The following is a 22,001-nucleotide window of genomic DNA, read 5'->3' as shown; positions in this document are numbered from 1 at the left end:
ATGCTATACGTCGAAATCGCCACCGTGGTCGTCCTCATCTGTGTGAACGGCCTTCTGTCGATGTCCGAGCTCGCCATCGTGTCGTCGCGCCCGGCGCGGCTCAAGGCGATGATCGACCGCGGCGTCAATGGCGCCGGGCGTGCGCTGACGCTCGGCTCCAATCCCGGCAAATTCCTGTCCTCAGTGCAGATCGGCATCACTCTGGTCGGCGTGCTGTCGGGCGCCTTCTCCGGCGCCACGCTGGGCGACAGGCTGTCGGTGTACCTGGCCTCGACCGGCATGCGCGAAAACATCGCCGATCCGCTCGGCGTCGGCATTGTCGTTGCGATCATCACCTATTTCTCGCTGATCGTCGGCGAACTGGTGCCCAAGCAGATCGCGCTGCGCGATCCCGAGCGTGTTGCGGCCCGCGCAGCGCCTGCGATGACCATCCTCGCCACCGTCTCGGCGCCGCTGGTGTTCCTGCTCGACATTTCCGGCCGCGCCATATTGTGGTTGCTCGGCCAGCGCGGCGAGAGCGAGGAAAAAGTCACCGACGAAGAGATCAAGATGCTGGTCGCCGAGGCCGAGCACCACGGCACCATCGAATCTGACGAGCGGCGCATGATCGCCGGCGTCATGCGGCTCGGCGATCGCGCCGTGCGCGCCGTGATGACGCCGCGCACCGAGGTCGACTGGATCAATTTGCAGTCCGATGAGGGCGCCATCCGCAAGCTCTTGATGGAGACCCAGCATTCGCGCCTGCCGGCCGGCGACGGCGGCGTCGACGTCATGGTTGGCGTTGTTCAGACGCGCGACGTGCTGGCCGCCCTGCTCGCCGGCCGCGCACTCGATCCGAGCAAGCATGTGCGCGCCGCCCCCATCGTCTACGACCAGGCCGACGCGCTGGATGTGCTGCAGAAGCTGAAGGAATCCGACGTGCCGATGGCGCTGGTGCATGACGAATACGGCCATTTCGAAGGGATCGTCACACCTGCCGACATTCTCGAGGCCATCACCGGCGTCTTCCGCGCCGACCTTGATGCCGGCGACGAGGAAAACGCCGTCAAGCGCGAGGACGGCTCATGGCTGCTCGCGGGATACATGCAAGCCGACGAGATGGCTGACGTTCTCGGTATCGACCTGCCGGAAAACCGCGACTACGAGACCGTCGCCGGTTATGTGCTGTCGCACATGCACCATCTGCCGGCGACCGGCGAATGCGTCGACGCGCAAGGCTGGCGTTTCGAGGTCGTCGACCTCGATGGCCGCCGCATCGACAAGCTGATCGCCACCCGGCTGCCCAGCGGCCATCGCGAAGTGGTGCGTTGACGCTCTGCCGTCAAAGCGAATAGCGCCCTCAGACCGCGGCTTCGATCGGTTCGGCAAGCTTCGGATTGGAGCGCGAGGCGATCAGGCAACTGGCCACGATCAGGGCCGCTCCAGCCAGCGTGGTCCAGGTCGCCGCCTCGTCGAAGAACAGCCAGCCAAACACGATCGCCCAGATGAAGGCGGAATACTCCGTCGGGATTAGATATTGCGCTTCGGCCCGCGCGTAGGACCAGCTCATCAGGAACTGGCCGGAGAGCGACAGCGCCGTCACCCCGGCCAGCGGAAGCCAGAGATTGCCCGGCAGGGCAACCGCGAGCCAGGGAGCGGCGGGGAGAAGGACGGCGGCAACGCACAGGTTCTGGAACAGCATGATCTCGACTGGCTTGGCCACCAGCGCCTGCCGCCGCGAGAGGATCAGATTGTAGGCGTAGAACACCGTCGATGCGAGCACCGCCACCGTTCCAAGCAGGGCATCCCCGGTATAATTCCCTTGCCCGAACTGTCCGGCCATGATGATGACGACGCCGGCGATGCCCGCCAGCGACGCCCAGATCGCCTGGCGCTGTATGCGTTCGCCCAAAAGCAGCGCCGCCAGCAGGAGAGCGAACAGCGGCGCGACGAAACTAAGCCCGATCCCATCCGCCAGCGGCAATCTGGCAAGGCCCCAGAAGAACGACAGCAGAACGATGCCCACGACCACGGCGCGCAGCGCGTGTAGCCGCAGCACGGAAGGCGTGGGAAGGGAACGCGGCCCCGCCGCCCAAGCCGTGCCCGCGACCACGCTCGCAAGCATGCTTCGCCATAGCACCGTGTTGTAGACACCGACGGCGATCACCAGGATTTTCATCGCCGCATCCATGGCGGACAGAAGGAAGATCGCAAGTGCACAGACCAGCACCGGGGTCATGGGGGAAACGACGCCTGACAGGCTGGGTGACTTCACGGGGCATGCTCATGTGATGGATCGCAGCCGGATATATCAGGGGAGGACGGCCAGGCCAGATGGCAGGGCCGTGCATATGGCGGTCCAACCGATCTTCGCAGCCCCTCGATTTGAATTCGGTGCGTCGGCAGCGCCTTTCGCTATCGGCCCCAGCCTGCCCTCACCCATGATTGATCCGCTGGAAGAATGGCAAAAGCAGCCAAAGCCTCTATATCGATTGTCATGGATGCATCGAACGAACACGCGCTAAACGACGAGCTTCTCCAAGATATCCAGCGCCTGTCCTTCGAGTATTTTCTCAACGAGGCCAACCCTGCCAACGGCCTGGTCGCCGACCGCAACACGCAGGCGTCGCCTGCCAGCATAGCCGCCGTCGGGCTCGCTTTGTCGTCCTATCCCGTCGGTGTCGAGCGCGGTTTCATGACGCGCGATGCCGCAATCGAGCGGACGCTCGCCACGCTTCGCTTCTTCTGGAACGCCCCGCACGGGCCGGAGCCCGATGCCACCGGCTACAGGGGTTTCTACTATCATTTCCTCGACATGAAGACCGGCCGCCGCGTCTGGAATTGCGAACTGTCCACGATCGATACCGCCCTTTTGCTTGCCGGTGTTCTGGCCGCCGGCGCTTATTTCGACGAGGACGATGAGCTCGAACTGGAAATCCGCCAGCTTGCCGATGCGCTCTACCGCCGTGCCGACTGGCGCTGGGCGCAGAACGGCGGCGCCACCGTCACCCATGGCTGGCGGCCTGGAAAAGGCTTTCTCCGCTACCGCTGGGAAGGATTTGACGAGGCGCTGATCCTGTACGTCCTGGGTCTCGGTTCGCCGACCCACTCGCTAACTCCCGAGAGCTACGCGGCCTGGCTGTCCACTTACAAATGGAAGACCATCTACGGCCGCGAGATGGTCTATGCCGGCCCGCTTTTCATCCACCAGTTCTCGCATATCTGGATCGATTTTCGCGACATCCGCGATGCCTTCATGCGCGATCACGACCGGGACTATTTCGAAAACAGCCGCCAGGCGACGTATCTGCAGCGCGATTACGCAATCCGCAATCCGAGGGGGTTCGCGGGCTATGGCGAGAATTGCTGGGGCGTCACCGCCAGCGACGGCCCAGGTCCGATCGCGCGGCGAGCCGATGGACGCCGCTTCTTCGGTTATCTCGCCCGCGGCGCACCGTTTGGCCCCGATGACGGCACGCTGTCGCCATGGGCGGCAATCGCCTCCTTGCCTTTTGCGCCGGAAATCGTGCTGCCGGCGCTGCGCCATTTCCACGAGATGGACCTGCGCGACGGCAACCCTTACGGCTTCACCGCGAGCTTCAACCCGACGATCGCTGCCGACGACGGTCGCGCCTGCGGTTGGGTATCGCCGGACCATGTCGGCATCAACCAGGGGCCGATCGCCCTGATGATCGAGAACTACCGGTCCGACTTCCTGTGGCGATTGATGCGCCGCGTGCCGGCCATCACCACAGGACTGCGCCGGGCCGGGTTTTCCGGCGGTTGGCTGTGACAGGCGGCGATCCTTCGCGCGGGATCGTCAAGGCATCAGCGCGACCTTGCCGGTCCGACTCCACCATCCGGCCAAGGGAGCCGAGAGCGCCTCTTCACGTGAATGAAAAAGGGCGGCGCAAACGCCGCCCTTTGGAAAAATCATCGATCCTTGGGAGGATAAGGCTCAGGCCGCCTGGGCTTCGCCGGCAATCGCGTCGGCCTGACGCGCTGCCTTGAGCACGCGGGCCCACCAGGCAACGTCGTTGACCAGCGCCGTGGCAGCCTGGTTCAGATGCTCGATCTCCTCGAGCTTCTTCTCGCCCTGGCGCACCGCCAGGAAATCGCTCCAGGCAATGTGAACGGCGGATTTGACCGGCGCCATCTGCAATTCGACCGCGGCAAGACGCAAATGTTCGACAGCGCGCGAGCCGCCGACGCTGCCATAGCCGACGAAACCGGCCGGCTTCTTGTTCCATTCATTGGCGGCGTAATCGATGGCGTTCTTCAGCACGGCCGTCGGGCCATGATTGTATTCGGCGGCGGTGAAGATGAAGCCGTCGAATTCGGCGACCTTCTTTTGCCAGCGCTGGGCAACTTCGTTCTGCGACGGCGCCCAGGCGGACGAGGCGACCTCGTCGAAAAAGGGCAGCGGCCAGTCGCGCAGGTCGACGGTCTCGACGTCGATGTCGGCATGAGATTTCGCGATCTTGGCGATCCACTGGGCGGGCACATCGGCGAAACGCGCGGCGCGTGTCGAACCGACGACGATGGCGATTTTGGGCTTGGACATGGGGCTCTCCATATATGCAAAAGCTGGTATCGTTTGGATACCGGCGCTATATGAGATACTGACAAATGGCAGCGCAAGGAGGCACCGTTATGTTACTGAGGCACCCGCACAACACCGAAGACTGCCGCGCCGTCTCGGAAATCCTGCAGCGCGTCGGCGACAAATGGACCGTTCTGGTCGTCGGCAAGCTGGGCGGCGGACCGCTGCGTTTCAATGAGTTGCGCGCCGCTGTCGGCGGCATTTCGCAGAAGATGCTGACCACCACCTTGCGCGGTCTTGAGCGCGACGGCTTCGTCACCCGAACCGTGTTCCCGACCATCCCGCCACGCGTCGACTATGAGCTGACGGAGCTCGGCCATGAGCTGCTGGTGCCGGTCGGCGCGCTCGGCGAATGGGCGCGGAAAAACACCTCGCGGGTCCAGGCGGCGCGTGAAAGATTCGATGGCGTGCACGCCTGAAAACCGTTGCCCAGCGATAGTTTACGGATTTTGCCGTCGACGACGCGTACCCGGGTTTAACTGGATCCGCCCTTGCATCGTTGGTCACGCCATCGCGACATAGCTGCAGCGTTTCGTTCGCCGGCGCATCATCATTTTGAGGCTGACGAGGTCTTCCGCTGACGGGCCCTCAGGCCTTTGACGCAGGGTTGCTGCAACACATCGCGCCGCACGTCTCTACTCTTGCAGACCGCTGGGCAGTCCGCTCGTTGCCGACGGTCCGGTCGTGCGTGCAGGCAACGCCTGGAAGCTCTTTCCTGATCTCGGTATAAGCGGTCGTGCCAAGCAGGCAGATCACCGCGACAAGGGCCGCCACGAGCCAGACGTTCAGCATATGTTGACGCATTGTCTTCCCTCCGCCGCCCGCAGAATCGGATGTGAAGGCAACCGTTGGATGTCGCGTAGCGCGTCGCCCGCGCGGGGGATGTTACATAAGCGCAAGCTTGGCAGAATCGACGATGTCAACTTTCGGTTGGAATCGGCTTCGGCTTGCCGTCGCTATCCAGCGCCACCATGACGAAATCGGCGTGGGTGACCTTCTCCATCAGGTCGGAGAGGTAGCGCTGCGCCCACGCCTCGACCTTGAGCGTCATGGAGGTGCGGCCGACGCGCTCGACATGGGTGTAGATGCACAGCGTGTCGCCGATCTTCATCGCTTTGGCGAAGGACATTTCCTTGACAGCCGCCGTCACCACGCGGCCCTTGGCCCGCTCGGCCGCACGGATGCCGCAGGCAAGATCCATCTGCGCCATCACCCAACCGCCAAAGATGTCGCCGGCCGCATTTGCATCGGCCGGCATGGCGAGCGTACGCAAGGTCAGATCACCGATCGGCCGTCCGTCCGCGTAATGCACCATCCGAGATTCCCCTGAAGCGATAGCCCTTGATCCCGTAGCGTCATGGACCCAAGAGGTCAACGCGACGGGCGAGGCTCCCGGCGCAATGTCGGTTCCATGGTGGCTTTTCCGACCAGGCGTCTCACGGTCGCTTTTTTCACAAGCCATGCCGGAAGCCGCAGGGGCGCGGCCAAGCCGTCGCGGATAGGCTGCGCTCAGTTTTGCGGAGCCGCCAACACCAATCATGCAGACTTATGACTTCATCATCGTCGGCTCCGGCTCGGCCGGCTCGGTTCTGGCCGACAGGCTGTCGATTTCGGGCCGCTTCTCCGTGCTGGTGCTGGAGGCCGGCGGCAGCGACCGCCGCTTTTATGTCCAGATGCCGCTCGGCTACGGCAAGACCTTCTTCGATCCGGCGGTCAACTGGAACTACAAGCCCGAGCCGGACCCCGGCCTTGCCGGCAATGTCGACCATTGGCCGCGCGGCAAGCTGCTTGGCGGCTCCAGCTCGATCAACGCCATGGTCTGGATCCGTGGCGCGCGCGAGGACTTTGACGACTGGCGCGATGCCGGAAATCCCGGCTGGGGCTATGACGATCTGTTGCCGGGCTTCAAGGCGCTCGAGGACAATGAGGCCGGCGCCGACAAATGGCGCGGCACCGGCGGGCCGCTGCATATCACCGACACGACGAACGCCGTCCATCCGCTGACCAGGCGCTATCTCGCCGCCGGCCAGCAGGCAGGGCTGCCACTCAACCCCGACTTCAACGGCGCCGCCCAGGAAGGCGTCGGCACCTACCAGATCTCGACCAGGAATGGTCGCCGCATGTCGGCCGCGCGCGCCTTCCTGCGCCCGGCGATGAAGCGCAAAAACGTCCGCGTCGAGACGAATGCGCTGGCGAGCAGGATCCTGTTCGAGGGCAAGCGCGCCGTCGGCATCGAATATCTGCAGAATGGCGAGACCAAGACGGCGCGGGCCGGCCGCGAAGTCATCCTGTCCGCCGGCTCGATCAACTCGCCGCAGCTCTTGCAACTGTCCGGCGTCGGTCCCTCCGCACTGCTCAAGGGGCTTGGCATCCCGGTCGTCCACGCCAACGAAAATGTCGGCGCGCATCTGCAGGACCATGTCGGCATCAACTATACCTTCAAGGGAAACGTGCCGACGCTCAACCAAATCTTGCGGCCCTGGTGGGGCAAGCTGCTGGTTGGCATGCAGTACATCCTCACCCGCTCCGGCCCGCTGTCGCTGTCGATGAACCATGGCGGCGGCTTCTTCCGAACCGACCCGGCGTTTTCGCGCCCCAACATGCAGCTTTATTTCCAGGCTTTCTCGACCGTCATTCCGAAGAGCGGCGAGCGGCCGATCCTGACGCCAGATCCGTGGCCGGGCTTTTCCATCGGCCTCTCCAACTGCCGCCCGTCCAGCCGCGGCGAGATCATGATCCGCTCCAGCAATCCGCTGGACTATCCCAGGATCGTCGCCAACGCCTATTCCACCAACGCCGATGTCGACGAGATGCTGGCGGCGGTGAAGTTCGTGCGCAAGATAGCCTCGATGCCCGCCATGGCCGAGATCATCACTGAGGAGGTTTTGCCGGGCCCATCGATCCAGTCGGATGCTGACCTGATCCAGGATTTCAGGAAGCGCTCAGGCACCGTCTATCACCCGGTCTCGACCTGCCGCATGGGGCCGGACGCCGGGGCCGCCGTCGTCGACCCGCGCCTGAAAGTGCACGGGCTCGAAGGTCTGCGCGTCATAGACGCCTCGATATTTCCCGCCAACATCACCGGCAACACCAACGCCGCCTCGGTCATGACCGGATGGAAGGGCGCCGAACTGGTTCTGGAGGACCAAAAATGAAGATCACCGACGTCAAGACCTGGGTAGTCGGCAACCCGCCGCCCGGCATCGGCGGCAAGTATTTCATCTTCGTCAAGCTGACCACCGATGGCGGCGTCGTCGGTTACGGCGAGGCCTACAACGCCACCTTCTCGGCTCACATAACAGCGAAGCTGGTCGAGGACATGGCCGAGCGTTACCTGATCGGCCACGATCCGCATGACATCGAGACCTTCTTCCGCCGCGCCTATTCCTCAGGATTTACCCAGCGCCCCGACGTTACCGGCATGGGCTGTTTCTCGGCGCTGGAAATGGCCTGCTGGGACATTGTCGGCAAGGAAGCCGACAAGCCGGTCTACAAACTGCTCGGCGGTCAGGTGCACGAGACGCTGCGCTCCTACACCTATCTCTATCCGCACACCGGCAGCGTCCATTCGGAGGACGCGCCGGACGGCCGGAACGTCTACAATGACCCCGAATTGGCGGCCGCCTGCGCGCTCGAATATGTCGAGCAGGGGTTCAACGCCGTCAAGCTCGACCCGGCAGGCCCCTACACCGCCTTCGACGGCCACCAGCCGCGCCTGATCGACATCGATGTCTCCACCCGCATGGTCAAGGCGATCCGCGAAGCCGTCGGCACCCGCGCCGATATTCTGTTCGGCACGCATGGCCAGTTCACCGCGTCGGGTGCGCTGCGCATGGCACGAGCCATCGAGCCCTACGATCCCTTGTGGTTCGAAGAGCCGGTCCCGCCGGACATGCCCGAAGTGATGGCGCAGGTCGCCCGCGGCACCTCGATCCCGATCGCCACCGGCGAGCGGTTGACCACGAAGTTCGAATTCGCTCGCGTGATCGAGAACCGCGCCGCCACCATCCTGCAACCGGACCTTGGCCGCTCAGGCGGCATTCTCGAAACCAAGAAGATCGCCGCCATGGCCGAGGCCTACCACATCCAGATCGCGCCGCACTGCTATTGCGGGCCGATCGTTGGCGCCGCCAACATCCAGCTGGCGGTGACGCTGCCCAATTTCCTCATCCTGGAATCGCTGAAGCAGTGGGACGGCTTCCACGCGACGCTCTTGAAGAAGAAGATCGAGTGGCAGGACGGCAATGTCATTCCATCGAAGGGGCCGGGCCTCGGCGTCGAGCTGGACGAAGCGGTCTGCGACGCGCATCCCTACACCGGCAAGGACCTGCATTTGCAGATGATGCAAACGCCGCTGATGCCGTGAGCGAACGCTACGCCTTCATCGGCCTTGGCCATCTCGGCGGCAACCTTGCCGCCAGCCTGTTGCGCAACGGTTTTGTCGTCATCGTCTTCGACCGCGACCCCGCCGCCGTCGAGCGCCTCGTGGCGCTCGGCGCCACGGCCGCGACCAGCCCGGCCGAAGCGGCGGCACAGGCCGGCAATGCCATTACTTGCCTGCCCTCGCCCAAGGTCAGCGAAGCGGTGCTGGCTGGTCCCGGTGGACTGCTGGAAGGATTGCCCAAGGGCGGCACATGGATCGAGATGTCGACGAATGGCCGCGACGAGATTCTGCGCCTCGCCGCCCTCGCCTCGGCCAAGGGCGTCGAAACGCTTGAGTGCCCGGTCACCGGCGGCGTGCATCTGGCCGCGGTCGGAAAGATCACCGCGCTTGTCGGCGGCGATGCTGCGCTTTACGAGCGCCATCGTCCGGCCATCGAAGCGATGTGCGCAAAGTCGTTCCTGATGGGTCCGGTCGGCTCGGCGGCGGTGATCAAGGTGATCACCAACATGCTGGCCTTCATCCATCTCGTCGCCGCCGGCGAGGCGCTGATGTTGGCCAAGCAAGGCGGCCTCGACCTCGCGCAATCCTACCACGCCATCGTCGCCTCCTCCGGCAACAGCTTCGTCCATGAGACCGAAAGCCAGCTCATCCTCAACGGCTCCTACGACATTGGCTTCACCATGGACCTGGCACTGAAGGACCTCGGCTTTGCGCTTGCGATGGGCAGGGAGTTCAGACTGCCACTCCAACTGGCGCCGCTTGTGAGTGAGATTTTCCTGATGGGCAAACAGGAATATGGCGGCGGCGCCTGGTCGACCCAGATCGTCAAACTGCTCGAGGATGCCGTCGACATGGATCTGCGCGCGCCCGGTTTCCCAGCCAAGCTGGAAAGCTAAGCCGGGTAAATATGTCCTGCGATTTCAGGCCCTTGGCCGGTTCGCCGGAATCGCCGCTCAAACCACCTGAATCAATCCCTCAACGCCTTGATTCAATATCTCAGCGTCAGCGCTCCGGGCAGGATCTCAAACGTCGCGGGTATACGCCCCGGCGACTCGCCATCTATGTCGACCAGCGCGCCGTTCTTCTCGACATCGCCGATAGGTTCGACCACCACTTTCCGGCCACGCAATATGGTGATGGCGGGATGGTTGCGGTGCCGGCCGCCATAGAGCAGCCGAATATCCCAGATCAGCTTCAGCTTGCCGGCCGCGCGCAGGATGACGATGTCGAACTGGCCGTCGGCGAGTTCGGCGTCCGGGGCGATCATCATGCCGCCGCCGAAGAACTTTCCGTTGGCGACCGCCACCAGCGCCATGCGCGCCTCGACCGGGGTGCCATCGTCGACGGTGATCCTGACGTCCTGGAAGCGGTAGCGGATGAACTCGACCACGGTGCGCCAGAAAAACAGCGCCTTGGCCGACATCCTGCCCTTGCGCTTGTCGGCATTGACCGCACGGTCCGTGGCGCCGGACAGGCCGAGGCTGGCGATATTGATGAAGTGCCGGCTGGCCAGCGCGCCATGGTCGTCGATGTAGCAGATGCGCCCGGCATCGACCTTGCGCGCCTTGGCTTCGGCGATCCGCTTCAACGCCGCATCCACCTCTTTCGGCAGGCCAAGTCCGCGCGCGAAATCGATGCCGGTGCCGCAAGGCAGCAAGCCAAGTTCGGTTGTCCGGCCGCTCTCATCGAAAGCCTGCAGCAATCCGTCGGCCACCTCGCTGGCGGTGCCGTCGCCGCCGGCCGCGATCACCAGCTCGAAGCCGCTTGCCGCGAGGTCGAGTGCCAGCCTTTCGGCGTCGCCCTCGGCCTGCGTCTCGCGCAGCTCGAATTCGCCGAAATGCTTTTTCAGCGATGCGGCGACCTCCGGCCAATGCCGTTTCAGCCGGCCGCCGCCGGCAATCGGATTGAGCACCACCCCGACTTTCAATGCGCACCCTCCCCGCACCGAGCCGATAGGCTCGATGCTTTGCCTGCATTGAAGCCCGCGCCAGCCGGCGGAGCAAGGGGCACAGCCGATCAGGCGCCAAAAAGCGGGCGGGCTGTCTAATGCAGCTGGAGTCGAAATTCCGAGCTTTGTGGCAAACGATCCCCGATAATCCCGTTATCCACAGGCTCACACCTATTCCCCAAAACCCTTACCCGGCGTAAGTTTAACCATCTCAGGCGGCTACCGATCGCCACGCCGAAAGGCAAAGCGAAAAGGCGGATTTCCTGAGGCCCGTACGGCCCGAAGCGAGAGCAGGCTTGCCTGTTGGAGGGACGGATGCCGAGACCTACGGGGCCGCGGAAAGCGTGCGAACGCCAACGGCGGACCGATGCTGCCATGAAGGACGGCGAAAACCTTCGATGGCGCGCCGAACGAAGCTCGCAAGGGTGGAGAACGGCGTGGTCTGGAACGGGCACTGCCCTCGGGCGGTGACTGGCAGGACCGTCAAAATCAAGGCCGGCATGGCGCGACGACTTTGCGGAAGTTGCTGCCGCGACCGTGTCCTGATCTGACAGGGAGGCGCTGGGAGAAATCCCGGCGCCGACTGTCTTTTGGGCCAAGGTCCGGTCGGCGAAGCGACGCGTAAGAAGCCGATACTTTGCTGGAACGAGATTTCGGCGCTGACGGAACCATCTTCATCACCAGGCGCGATCAGCAATTCACCGACATGATCCCGCGCCTGATCGACAGAGGCGTGTCCTTCGTCGAGATCGGTGGCAATGACGCGATCATGCTCACCGTGCTTTCGGCGGCAGACTTCGCTCCGCCCGAAGGCGCCCGGGCGCTGTTCAGCCAACCGTTCCGATCGATCCGCCACCCGTCGCACCGGGCTGATCGTCGCCGTGCGCAAGCTGCACATCGTGCTGCCGGCGCTGTTCGAAGCAGGCGCGAGGCTGGAGCGCGTCTACAACTGAAGCCGCGCCCGCACCGCGGCCTGCCCGGCGGGCCAAGCTACTTCTTCGGGCCGATGCCCGGGATCAAATTGAGGCCAGCGTTTATATATTCCGGCCGTATGGCGCCGCTGATGAGCGTGAAGGTGGCGAGCATGATGCTGGCCAGCGCACCGTCATGCCATGGCCTGAGGGCCAGCGCGTTGACGGCATAGGCCCAGAATGGGAAGGCGAGCATCGACATGACGATGTTGGCTCCCGGAGCCTCCGCATTGTCGGCTGAATCGCTGACCGATTTCAGATACACCGGCGTCATCGCCAGCGCGACGATCAACATGATCCATGAAATGGTCCAGACGCTGATACCGGCCATTTCAATCTTATAGATGGCTGCCTGCACCTTACCCGGAATGTCCCCCGGATTGCCTTTGGTCTCTTCCGCCACCGCATCGGTCAACGCCTTGGCAACCGGCTGCTCAGTGGCATTGACCAGGATGGAGTTGACGAAGATGAAAAATGCCACGACTTCGGCAGGCACGTACTTCGCAACCCGGTCGAGATAGCCGTCGCCGCCTTTCGATCCTTGATCTTCTTGCTTGTCATCGTCGACGCCGAGCGGAGCATCGCCTGGAATGCCCTCGAGCGTTGAATCCCTTTTCGGCACAGGCTCAGCGGACCGGACAATTCTTCCCATGACAAACCCCTCCTATATTGTTGTATCGCCCCGTGAGTATCGTAGTAGAAAACCGGGCCAAGAAACAGTTGTCGCGGCCATAGCCGACAAGATTTATTCAGGCTTCTTCCTGCAAATGCATCACGCTCCCGCCCTATCTGCTACCGGGTGTCTCGAAATCCACCTATAGTGAGCCGTACCCGAAAAACGCATCCCCCGGCTCATCGCGTGATCGCGGCCAAAATCCCGCCTTGTTCGCGCGCGATGGAAGGACTGGCTGCCGGGGGGCAATCCGAAGGACAAGACCGTGATCAAGACCGCCCTTGTCGCCATGACCATTGTCGGCTGCGACTGCGACGCCAAGCTTTGCGAATATATCGGCGAGACGCCGGCGAAGTGGGCGACTATCGCCGACTGCGAAGCGGCGATGAAAAGCCAGATGCTGCACCAGAAGAACTTCGACTATCCGCTGGTCTCCGGCATCTGCCGCAGCAAGGGGTCGGCGTCTTCTTCGCAACTGGCGGCGGCCGCATCCCGCCCGGAACTGAAGCCGGCCAGCCGGAATGTCCAAACCCCGTTGCCGCCGGAACTGAGCCATCGGCCGAGCGTTCCCGTCGGCTCCCCGACGACGGCCATGGAGGCAGCAGCGGTACGGCCCGTCGCCTACGAGCAAGTGGTCGATGGCGGAACAGGCGTGCTCTACCGCACCAGGAACGGCTACGCCGTGGTCAAGACAGATCTCGGCCGCGTCGCGTCGGCAACGGTCGGCATTGCCAAGCGGTCCGCGAACTGGCTGGCAGGGCTGGTGCCGAGCGGGTTGTGAGCGGCCTGCCGTTCGGACCATACCACGCTGTCGCACTGCCGTTGAAAACTCCAGATAGATGCATGATGGTGTCAGGCATCGACACGCAGGAGCGCCATTTCATGAAGCATGCAGTTCGAACCGTGCTGTCCCTGGTGCTGGCCTTGGCGCCGATTCCAGCCGGTGCGCAGGATTCCGGCCAGGGCGGCGACAAGGTTGTAGGCGTCGCCAGGGACGATCCGGAAATGGCGGCGGCCATTGCGCAGGCGCGCGCCAGCCTCGATGAATTCCTGTCCTTGTCGGATGCGCCGCCAGCCGGGACAACCAGCTACAAATTGAAGGTCGAGGTCAGGGACGGAGACGCCTCGGAACATTTCTGGATCATCCCCTTCCACAAGACCGCGACCGGCTTTGCAGGAACATTGGCCAATGAGCCGCAAGCGGTGCACAATGTCGTGGCCGGCCAGGAACTCGAATTTAACCGGGACGATATTTCCGACTGGGGCTACACCAGAAACGGTCGCCAGGTCGGCAGCTTCACCGTCTGCGTGATGTTCAAGACGATGGCGCAAGAAGATGTCGAATATTATCGCCAGAACTACGGCTTCGACTGCTGAGGCGCGGCGACATGAAAGGGGCTGAATATCCCGGCGAAAAATGGAACGTCGTATCGGCGGCCGATGCCGGATGGAACGTCGATCTCCTCGCCGAGGCGAAAGCAGCGGCACGGCAATTTGGTTCGATAGCGTCTGTGGCCATCCATCGCGGATCTGTCGTCGCATCCAGCGGTTCGGCCTCGAAAAAAGTCGTCATCCGCTCGGTCCGCAAAAGCCTGCTGAGCGCTCTAATCGGCATCGAGGTCAAGCGCGGACGCATTCGTCTGGACAACACGCTGGGCGAGCTCGGCATCGATGATGTCGCGCCGTCGTTGAGCGAAGCCGAAAAGCAGGCAACAGTCGGCGATCTCATCAAGGCTCGGTCCGGGATTTACCACCCGGCGCTCGCCGAATCCGAACAGATGAAAGCCAACCGGCCCGTCCGCGGCAGCCACCCCAGGGACAGCCACTGGTATTACAACAATTGGGACTTCAACGCCCTTGGCACCATCTATGAGAGGGCAACCGGCCGCTCCGTTTTTGACGGCTTCCATGCCGACATCGCCGTCCCGCTCGGCATGCAGGATTTTCACCCTGACGACGGCGCGTATTTGCGCGGCCCCGAATCGGAGCACCCCGCCTATCATTTTCGCATGACCGCGCGCGATCTTGCCCGATTCGGCCTTCTGTACCTGCGCAAAGGCAGCTGGCGCGGCACGGAGATCGTGCCGCGGGCGTGGATCGAAGACAGCACAAAGGCTTATTCGATCACTCCAGACGGAAGCGGCTATGGTTACATGTGGTGGACGACCGGCCGTGATGGCGAAGCCCAGTCCGAAGCCACCGTTCTTCGCAATGCGGATTTGCCCAGGGTTCGCTATTTCGCCCATGGCGGTTTCGGTCAGATGATCGGCGTCTTGCCGGCAGCCGAACTGGTAGTCGTCAACCTCGCGGTCAGCCGCTCCAGATCCGCCGAGGAGCAGCGCAGGCTCGGCGATATTGTCCGCCTTGTCGCGAGAGCCGCACCCGGATGAATGGCGGCTTGTTGCAATCGGGAACTGCCTAGCTTGCGGCCGCCTCGCCATCCGTCGCGCCGATCTTGCGCACCAGCGCCGCGGTCGCCAGGATCGCGCCCATATCGGCGATCATCGGGGCGATGTGCTTGGTGTAATCGAGTGGCACGGAAATGGCGGGCAGTTCGAAGAAATTCTTCGGCTGCGGCAAGAGCAGGAAACCATCGCTGCCATTAAGTGCCACCCGCGCCGGATCATCGCGCCATGTCTCGTGCAGCCATTTCAGCGCCTGCGCCAACCGGCCGCTCACCAGCGGCTGCGCGGCGGCGACATTGTCGGTGCGAAATTCGTAGTCGCCGTCGAGCAGCGGATCGCCGCTGGACAGTTCCTGCATCTTGCCGGCGAAGATGCCGCGGAAGAAACCGACCACCGCGTTGCTGCGGCGCGTCGCGACCAATATGCCGGGGAACGGCGCGATCGTCTCGAACGCAACGATGACGCCCTTGAAGACCGTCGACGAGCCTTTGCCCGAACCTTGGCGCAACTCCGCCTCGTAGAGCTCGAACGGAAAATCCTCGTAGCGGCCTGACACGATGTCGTCGAAGCTCTGCCGGTTGAAGGCGCCGACCACGGCGCGCGGCAGCCGGTCGAAGGAATTCGGCGTCACGCTGTGCTGATAGCGCACATCCCTGATGAAGCCGAAGATGATCGGCAGCAGCGTGTCACGGAACGATTGCTGCAGCCGCGTCGCCGGCCTGATCGCCAGGAAGTACAGCAGCAGCGCCGCGAAGAAACCGCCGACATAGAGGAACACATGCGGCGTCGAGAACCATTGCTCGTTCAAGTCGGCGACCTTGTTGAACAGCCAGGCCACCAGCACGACAAAAACCAGCAGCAGCCCCAGAAACACCGGCACCCGCCAGCGCACCTGGCGGCAGGCCGAAGCCCGTCCAGCCTCATAGATCTCGATATTCTTCCTGATGCCGGCGACCACCGCTTCATCAGGCATGAACTCAGCTGCTTCCATCGCCCCCTCGCAAAGTCCTATTATACCTATGATAACGGGAAAGTTGTCAGTCGCCAAAGATCGCCTTCAGCCTGGCCTGGACCTTGCCCTTCATCCGGCCAGTCAGCGCCTCGACCGGAACCAGCCGCTCATGCCCGCCTGCGCGCAGCCGCATGAAGGGATGCATCCGGTACCCGGCGATCGCACCGCGCATGCCGAGATCTGCGCTGACATCGACGACGAAAATGCCGGCGATGCGGCCGGGCCAGGGCTGCCGCGCCAGCGCCGTGCCGAGGAAGTCGCCAAGCCCGTAAGCCACGAGCGTCTTGCCGACCCATTGCACCGGCTGCACGACATGGGCGTGGTGCCCGGCAATCAGCCCCACGCCGTGACCGGCCAGCAACCTCGCCAGCGTTTGCGTTTGCGGCTGCGGAAAATGCCGGAACTCCCAGTCCCAGTGCGGCACCGCACAGGTGAGATCGATGTTCTTGTCGGCCGCGCCTCTCGGCCATGCCGCCGGATCGCCTTGCATCGAGACAAGCTCGGTGAATGGCCCGGCGTCACCATTGCGCCACAGTGTGAAGGCGGCAAAGCCGATCGTCAGCGGCCCGGCCTTGACCTGCTCGACCGATCCTTTTTTCGCGGTGCCGATGGTGCGGATTCCAAGCCGCTTCAACGCCGCAACGGTCTCGTCGAAACCGGCGACGCCCTGGTCGAGCACATGGTTGTTGGCCAGCGACAGCACGAGCTTTTCACGCGCGATGCCTACGGCAGCAAGCGCCGCGGCAAGAAACCGCTCGCTCATCGCATGGTGAGTGCCAAGCCGCGTGCCAAACGCCACGCTCGGCCGCTCGACGACCGGACTTTCGCAATTGCCGATCACCAGATCGGCTGAGCCCAAGAGCTTTGCGATTTCCGGATCGCACTCCGGCGCACTACGGTTGGCCACCGCCGAAATATCGCCTACAAAGGCCAGCCGCACCTTCCGCCCCGGCGGCGGATCGATGATCGTCGTCGCCGCCCTCGGTGCGAGATCCCTGACATCGCCGCCGAGAGACGGTTTCAGGAAGCGCGGCAGCCATGACAGTTTGTAGGAAAGCGGATAGTTCGACACGCGACGCCCAATCGTTTGCCCAATCGGTTAGCTTGTGTAGACGGTCTGCCCGGGAAGTGTCGACCGTCAGTCCTTGAAACACTGCCGCCGGCAGACACGGCGCCAAATGCGTGTAATGTCTGCGCATCGCATAGTGGAGGGATGAGATGACACGTTTTGCAGGCCTGCTGGCGTCCGCCCTCCTCCTGTTGCTGCCTTTATCTTCGGCCCGCGCCGCCGCGCCCAAAGCGGCAACCGCTTTGTTCGAGGCCAAAACGGTGACCGAGCGCAACGCCGCGCTTACCACGCTCGAGGCTGCAGCCCAGGGCGATCCGGCGTCAGCCTATGCCGCCGGGGCCGGCGAATTCTTCACCGCGCTGGAAATCCTCGCCGGCGGTCTGCACCGCCACGGGTTCGAAAGCCCGCAATCATTCATGCTGCCGCTGATGCGGCTGCCGATTCCGGACAATCCCAATCCCGAACCGCTGACCTATGAGCAGTTCCGCGCCATTCTGGTCGCCTTCCGCGACCGGCTGGAGACATCCGCGGCCACTCTGGGCTCGGTACCCGCCGATGCCGATATCGGCATGGTCGTCGACCTCACCCATGCCGGCATCGATCTCAACGAAGACGGTGCCATCGCGCCGGATGAAAGCATGGCCGCGATCATGGCCTCGCTGTCGCGCGGCGGTATCTCGTCGGACGGCGCCGCTCCCTCGCTCACATTCCGCTTCGACCGGGCCGACGGTTTCTGGCTGCAGGGCTATGCCGAATTCCTGATGGCGCAGGCCGATTTCTGGCTGGCGCATGATTTCAGGACCATGTTCGACGGCTCGTTCCACATGCTGTTCCCGCGCGCCAAACTGCCGCTGCAGGACGTTCTGGTGCCTCCCGCCGGGGACATGGGCAGCAGCATCTTCTCATCGGAATGGCGCATCGCGGATTTCATCTCCATGGTTCACCTCGTCAACTGGCCGGTGGTCGAGCCCGAGCGACGTCAAGCGGCGCGCCGCCATCTGCTCGAAATGATCCGGCTGTCGCGCCAGGACTGGAAGGCGATCCGCGCCGAGACCGACAATGACCGCGAATGGCTGCCGGGACCGCAGCAGAAGGGCGAGAACCCGCTCACCGGGCTCGAAGTCGGCGAGGAGCAGGTCGAGGCCTGGCTCGCCACTCTGACCATGGCCGAAGACCTTTTGGAAGGCCGCAAGCTGCTGCCGCATTTCCGCATCACGGTCAGCACCGGCCAGGGCATCAACATGAAGCGTTTCTTCGAAGAACCGAAGCCTTTCGACCTAGTGCTGTCGATTACCGGCCCGGCCATCGCGCCCTACCTCGAGAGCGGTGAGATCGTAACCAGCGGCGAGTTCGACCAGATCCAGCGCCAGTTCGGTGGCGGTGGGTTTTTGACCTTCGCGCTGTGGTTCAATTGAGCAGGCGGCCTGGCTTCGCGTAACACAGCTCCTGACACCCTTGTGTCAGGAGCTTCGACCCGCTTAGCGCCCTTCGCCACTGCACTCTTTCCATTTTGGCGGACTCTGCCCATATTTGGGGCATGGCCAAACTCCCTGACAAAAAGACACCGTCTCCGGCGGGTGACAACGGCGCTTCGCCGCCGAAGCGGCGCAGCCCGCTGACCGATTTCCTCGATGCCTCGGAGCCTCTGCACAGAGGCGGCTTCGCCGAGGCGCCGCAGGCCGACTTCACCGGCACGCCGCTGAGCGGCTCGATTGCCGACTGGGCAGAGCAGATAGAGCAGGAGGCCGAGAAGGAAGGGCGTAGTTCCGGCGGCGCCAAGCCGCCGAAGGTGGCGAAGAAGATTCCGGAACGCTCAACCTCCCCCGGCCGCAGTTCGCGCGGCACCTCGATGGGCGGCGCGGCCACGGCCCGCGAGCGCACCGCCGCCGGCCTCAACCCGGTCGCCGGTCTCGACATCTCGCTGGAAGACGCCGAGACGATGGCCTCGGGCAGCGTCACCGCGACGGTCGCGGCGCTGTCGGCGCTGATCGAATCCGGCAACCCGCTGCACAAGGACGGCGTGCTGTGGACGCCGCACCGCCCTGCCCGCCCGGAAAAATCCGAAGGCGGCATCGCCATCAAGATGGTGTCGGATTTCGAGCCGGCCGGCGACCAGCCGACCGCCATCAAGGATCTTGTCGAGGGCGTCGACAACAATGATCGCACTCAGGTGCTGCTCGGCGTCACCGGCTCCGGCAAAACCTTCACCATGGCCAAGGTGATCGAGCAGACGCAGCGCCCTGCTTTGATCCTGGCGCCCAACAAAACGCTGGCCGCGCAGCTCTATTCCGAGTTCAAGAAATTCTTCCCCGACAATGCGGTCGAGTATTTCGTCTCCTACTACGACTACTACCAGCCGGAAGCCTACGTTCCGCGCACCGACACCTTCATCGAGAAGGAATCCTCGATCAACGAGCAGATCGACCGGATGCGCCATTCGGCCACGCGTTCGCTGCTCGAGCGCGACGACGTCATCATCGTCGCCTCGGTGTCCTGCATCTACGGTATCGGCTCGGTCGAGACCTACACGGCGATGACCTTCCAGATGCAGATCGGCGACCGGCTCGACCAGCGGGCTCTGCTCGCGGATCTCGTCGCCCAGCAATACAAACGCCAGGACATCAATTTCGTCCGCGGCTCGTTCCGCGTGCGCGGCGACACGATCGAAATCTTCCCGGCTCACCTTGAAGACCGGGCGTGGCGCATCTCGATGTTCGGCGACGAGATCGAGGCGATCACCGAATTCGATCCGCTCACCGGCCAGAAGACCGGCGAGCTGAAGAGCGTCAAGATCTACGCCAACTCGCACTATGTGACGCCGCGTCCAACGCTCAACCAGGCGATCAAGTCGATCAAGGAGGAGCTCAAGCACCGGCTGGTCGAGCTCGAGCGCGCCGGCCGCCTGCTGGAGGCACAGCGGCTCGAACAGCGCTGCCGCTTCGATCTTGAGATGCTGGAAGCCACCGGCTCCTGCGCCGGCATCGAGAACTATTCGCGCTATCTCACGGGACGCCAGCCGGGCGATCCGCCGCCGACTTTGTTCGAATATATCCCCGACAACGCGCTGGTCTTCATCGACGAAAGCCACGTCACCGTGCCGCAGATCGGCGGCATGTATCGTGGCGACTTTCGGCGCAAGGCGACACTGGCGGAGTATGGTTTTCGCCTGCCCTCCTGCATGGATAATCGCCCGTTGCGCTTCGAGGAATGGGACGCCATGCGCCCGCTCTCCGTCGCGGTTTCTGCGACACCCGGCGCCTGGGAGATGGAACAGGCCGGCGGCGTGTTCGCCGAGCAGGTCATCCGCCCGACCGGCCTGATCGATCCGCCGGTCGAAGTCCGCCCGGCGAAAAGCCAGGTCGACGATGTCGTCGGCGAAATCCGCGACACCACGGCCGCCGGCTACCGCACGCTGGTCACCGTTTTGACCAAGCGCATGGCCGAAGACCTGACCGAATATTTGCATGAGCAAGGCGTGCGCGTTCGCTACATGCACTCCGACATCGACACGCTGGAGCGCATCGAGATTCTACGCGATCTCCGCCTCGGCGCTTTCGACGTGCTGGTCGGCATCAACCTGCTGCGCGAAGGCCTCGACATTCCTGAATGCGGTTTCGTCGCCATCCTCGACGCCGACAAGGAGGGCTTCCTGCGCTCCGAGACGTCGCTGATCCAGACCATCGGTCGCGCCGCCCGCAACGTCGACGGCAAGGTCATCCTCTATGCCGACCAGGTCACCGGCTCGATGGAGCGGGCGATGGCCGAGACCAACCGCCGCCGCGAAAAGCAGATGGAATGGAACGCGGCCAACGGCATCACCCCGGAATCGGTGAAGTCGCGCATCTCCGACATTCTGGACTCGGTCTACGAGAAGGACCATGTCCGCGCCGATATCTCGCAGTTCACCGACGGCGCCGGTGCGATGATGGGCAACAATCTCAAGGCTCATCTCGACGCCATGGAAAAGCAGATGCGCGACGCCGCCGCCAATCTCGACTTCGAGAAGGCCGCCCGCATCCGTGACGAGATCAAGCGGCTGCGCGAGATGGAACTGTCCATCTCGGAAGACCCGCTGGCCAAATACGCCGACATGGAAAGCCCGGTCTCCGGCCGCGAGAAGGGCAAGCACAACAAGGGCGTGGCCAAGCACCGTACGGCTGAGGAACAGGAGCGTTTCCGCAAGTTCGACGACGCACGCGCGGCTGAAGAGGCGGCCAGGGCTGCCCGGTCCAACCTCTTCCGCAAGCCGGCGCTCGACGAAATGGGTGCCGAGGGCGCCGTGCCGGTGAAGAAGCCGCTATTTGCCAAGCCGTCGATCGACGATATGGGGCCTGGTACCGACATGCCGACGCCGTCAGGCGCGGTGTCGCGCTCGCTGTTCAAGAAACAGTCGGCGCAGGAAGCGCACGGCTCCGACTTCGGCATTCCGGGCGACGCGACTAGGCCCCTGTTCAAGAAGAACTCACTGGACGAGATGACGGTTCGGCGGACCGAAAAGCCGGTCGAAGGAAAAATGCCGGCCAAGCCCCAGCCAATCTCCCCCCAGCTGGGGGAGATGTCCGGCGGGACAGGCGCGAAGGATCGCGACGCCAAGCCAATGATTCGCCAGCGCGCCGGCATCGGCTCCTACGAAGACCCAGGCGACGCCCGCCGCGAAAAGCGCCGGCCGGGCAAGACGGGACGGCCGGGGAAATAGACCTCTTCCCTTCTCCCCTTGTGGGAGAAGGGAAGAGCGCTCCACCACCGCCGCATCCGTCGCCCACTTGCCTCCACCCCCGCCTTTGGTGTAATCGCTCCACACACTCAAAGTTTTGTCTTGAAAGGAGGGCTGCGTGTCTATCGATCACCATCGTCAGCGTGGCCCGATTTCTGCCCTGCGAGTTCGCTTGCAGGGCTGACCAGGGACATCACGGGTTTTTTCCCGCTTCGATTTTTTTGGTCTGCCCTTCGTGGTGCG

General features: G+C 63.5%; 19 protein-coding genes. 11 read left to right on the top strand and 8 right to left on the bottom strand.

Translation table 11 applies throughout. The features are described from left to right. Positions 1 to 1,311 (top strand): hemolysin family protein, encoded by a 1,311-nt coding sequence (locus ACYG9R_RS18710; RefSeq protein ID WP_023728213.1) that lies wholly within the window; start codon positions 1 to 3, stop codon positions 1,309 to 1,311. A gap of 28 nt (positions 1,312 to 1,339) precedes the next feature. Here the strand turns inward: ACYG9R_RS18710 and ACYG9R_RS18705 are convergent, their stop codons facing one another. Beyond that, the gene (locus tag ACYG9R_RS18705; RefSeq protein WP_050588054.1) at positions 1,340 to 2,218 is read right to left on the bottom strand and encodes a DMT family transporter; all 879 of its coding nucleotides are present in this window, start codon (positions 2,216 to 2,218) and stop codon (positions 1,340 to 1,342) included. A gap of 258 nt (positions 2,219 to 2,476) precedes the next feature. On the opposite strand from ACYG9R_RS18705, the gene ACYG9R_RS18700 reads away from it, so the two are divergent. After that, on the top strand, positions 2,477 to 3,772 hold the full coding sequence (locus tag ACYG9R_RS18700; RefSeq protein ID WP_023724933.1) for a glucoamylase family protein: 1,296 nt from the start codon (positions 2,477 to 2,479) through the stop codon (positions 3,770 to 3,772). Positions 3,773 to 3,937: 165 nt separating this feature from the next. Here the strand turns inward: ACYG9R_RS18700 and ACYG9R_RS18695 are convergent, their stop codons facing one another. Further along, positions 3,938 to 4,543 (bottom strand): NADPH-dependent FMN reductase, encoded by a 606-nt coding sequence (locus tag ACYG9R_RS18695; protein WP_023671992.1) that lies wholly within the window; start codon positions 4,541 to 4,543, stop codon positions 3,938 to 3,940. An 89-nt stretch (positions 4,544 to 4,632) separates the two neighbouring features. Here ACYG9R_RS18695 and ACYG9R_RS18690 point away from each other — a divergent pair, with 89 nt between their 5' ends. Continuing rightward, positions 4,633 to 5,001, top strand: a complete 369-nt coding sequence (locus ACYG9R_RS18690; protein WP_023683744.1) for a winged helix-turn-helix transcriptional regulator — start codon at positions 4,633 to 4,635, stop codon at positions 4,999 to 5,001. 500 nt (positions 5,002 to 5,501) lie between these two features. Here ACYG9R_RS18690 and ACYG9R_RS18685 read toward each other — a convergent pair whose 3' ends face one another. Next, positions 5,502 to 5,897 carry an acyl-CoA thioesterase gene (locus ACYG9R_RS18685; protein WP_023671995.1) on the bottom strand — a complete coding sequence of 132 codons (396 nt, stop codon included), beginning with the start codon at positions 5,895 to 5,897 and terminating at the stop codon, positions 5,502 to 5,504. 223 nt (positions 5,898 to 6,120) lie between these two features. Between ACYG9R_RS18685 and ACYG9R_RS18680 the strand changes: the two genes are divergently transcribed. From ACYG9R_RS18680 to ACYG9R_RS18670, 3 genes are read left to right on the top strand one after another with little or no spacing between them, the layout of a single operon-like run. Next, complete coding sequence (locus tag ACYG9R_RS18680; protein WP_023823427.1) at positions 6,121 to 7,737, top strand: GMC family oxidoreductase; 1,617 nt, start codon at positions 6,121 to 6,123, stop codon at positions 7,735 to 7,737. Continuing rightward, entirely contained in the window at positions 7,734 to 8,948 is a 1,215-nt protein-coding gene (locus ACYG9R_RS18675; RefSeq protein WP_023823426.1) for a mandelate racemase/muconate lactonizing enzyme family protein, read from the top strand. Before ACYG9R_RS18680 ends, ACYG9R_RS18675 begins: the two co-directional genes overlap by 4 nt. After that, positions 8,945 to 9,862: an NAD(P)-dependent oxidoreductase gene (locus tag ACYG9R_RS18670; RefSeq protein ID WP_023823425.1), complete on the top strand. Its 918-nt coding sequence runs from the start codon at positions 8,945 to 8,947 to the stop codon at positions 9,860 to 9,862. The genes ACYG9R_RS18675 and ACYG9R_RS18670 overlap by 4 nt, the downstream gene beginning before the upstream one ends. A gap of 92 nt (positions 9,863 to 9,954) precedes the next feature. On the opposite strand, the gene ACYG9R_RS18665 is transcribed toward ACYG9R_RS18670, so the two are convergent. The 3 genes from ACYG9R_RS18665 to ACYG9R_RS18655 all read right to left on the bottom strand — a co-directional run bounded on the left by ACYG9R_RS18665 (position 9,955) and on the right by ACYG9R_RS18655 (position 12,537). Further along, the gene (locus tag ACYG9R_RS18665; RefSeq protein ID WP_023728217.1) at positions 9,955 to 10,893 is read right to left on the bottom strand and encodes a diacylglycerol/lipid kinase family protein; all 939 of its coding nucleotides are present in this window, start codon (positions 10,891 to 10,893) and stop codon (positions 9,955 to 9,957) included. Positions 10,894 to 11,239: 346 nt separating this feature from the next. Continuing rightward, positions 11,240 to 11,803, bottom strand: coding sequence for a hypothetical protein (locus ACYG9R_RS18660; RefSeq protein WP_155923217.1), 564 nt, complete (start codon positions 11,801 to 11,803; stop codon positions 11,240 to 11,242). A gap of 101 nt (positions 11,804 to 11,904) precedes the next feature. Further along, on the bottom strand, positions 11,905 to 12,537 hold the full coding sequence (locus ACYG9R_RS18655) for a hypothetical protein (protein WP_155923215.1): 633 nt from the start codon (positions 12,535 to 12,537) through the stop codon (positions 11,905 to 11,907). A 286-nt stretch (positions 12,538 to 12,823) separates the two neighbouring features. Here ACYG9R_RS18655 and ACYG9R_RS18650 point away from each other — a divergent pair, with 286 nt between their 5' ends. The 3 genes from ACYG9R_RS18650 to ACYG9R_RS18640 all read left to right on the top strand — a co-directional run bounded on the left by ACYG9R_RS18650 (position 12,824) and on the right by ACYG9R_RS18640 (position 14,948). Further along, a complete protein-coding gene (locus tag ACYG9R_RS18650; protein WP_023672002.1) occupies positions 12,824 to 13,339 on the top strand; it encodes a hypothetical protein in 516 nt (171 codons plus the stop codon). Positions 13,340 to 13,440: 101 nt separating this feature from the next. Next, positions 13,441 to 13,935, top strand: a complete 495-nt coding sequence (locus tag ACYG9R_RS18645; protein WP_023823423.1) for a YegJ family protein — start codon at positions 13,441 to 13,443, stop codon at positions 13,933 to 13,935. Positions 13,936 to 13,946: 11 nt separating this feature from the next. After that, the gene (locus ACYG9R_RS18640) at positions 13,947 to 14,948 is read left to right on the top strand and encodes a serine hydrolase domain-containing protein (RefSeq protein ID WP_023823422.1); all 1,002 of its coding nucleotides are present in this window, start codon (positions 13,947 to 13,949) and stop codon (positions 14,946 to 14,948) included. Between the two features lie 28 nt (positions 14,949 to 14,976). On the opposite strand, the gene ACYG9R_RS18635 is transcribed toward ACYG9R_RS18640, so the two are convergent. Further along, entirely contained in the window at positions 14,977 to 15,954 is a 978-nt protein-coding gene (locus ACYG9R_RS18635; RefSeq protein ID WP_023741083.1) for a DUF3137 domain-containing protein, read from the bottom strand. Between the two features lie 46 nt (positions 15,955 to 16,000). Next, positions 16,001 to 17,047 carry a CapA family protein gene (locus ACYG9R_RS18630; protein WP_031199227.1) on the bottom strand — a complete coding sequence of 349 codons (1,047 nt, stop codon included), beginning with the start codon at positions 17,045 to 17,047 and terminating at the stop codon, positions 16,001 to 16,003. A gap of 146 nt (positions 17,048 to 17,193) precedes the next feature. On the opposite strand from ACYG9R_RS18630, the gene ACYG9R_RS18625 reads away from it, so the two are divergent. Further along, complete coding sequence (locus tag ACYG9R_RS18625; protein WP_023754565.1) at positions 17,194 to 18,459, top strand: hypothetical protein; 1,266 nt, start codon at positions 17,194 to 17,196, stop codon at positions 18,457 to 18,459. Between the two features lie 122 nt (positions 18,460 to 18,581). After that, positions 18,582 to 21,740: an excinuclease ABC subunit UvrB gene (gene uvrB, locus ACYG9R_RS18620; protein ID WP_023672007.1), complete on the top strand. Its 3,159-nt coding sequence runs from the start codon at positions 18,582 to 18,584 to the stop codon at positions 21,738 to 21,740. Positions 21,741 to 22,001: the final 261 nt, after the last annotated feature.

The sequence above is a fragment of the Mesorhizobium sp. RSR565B genome, assembly GCF_054719465.1.
The sequence above is the reverse complement of the archived record's forward strand: the minus strand, read 5'-3'. Positions and strand labels throughout refer to the sequence as shown.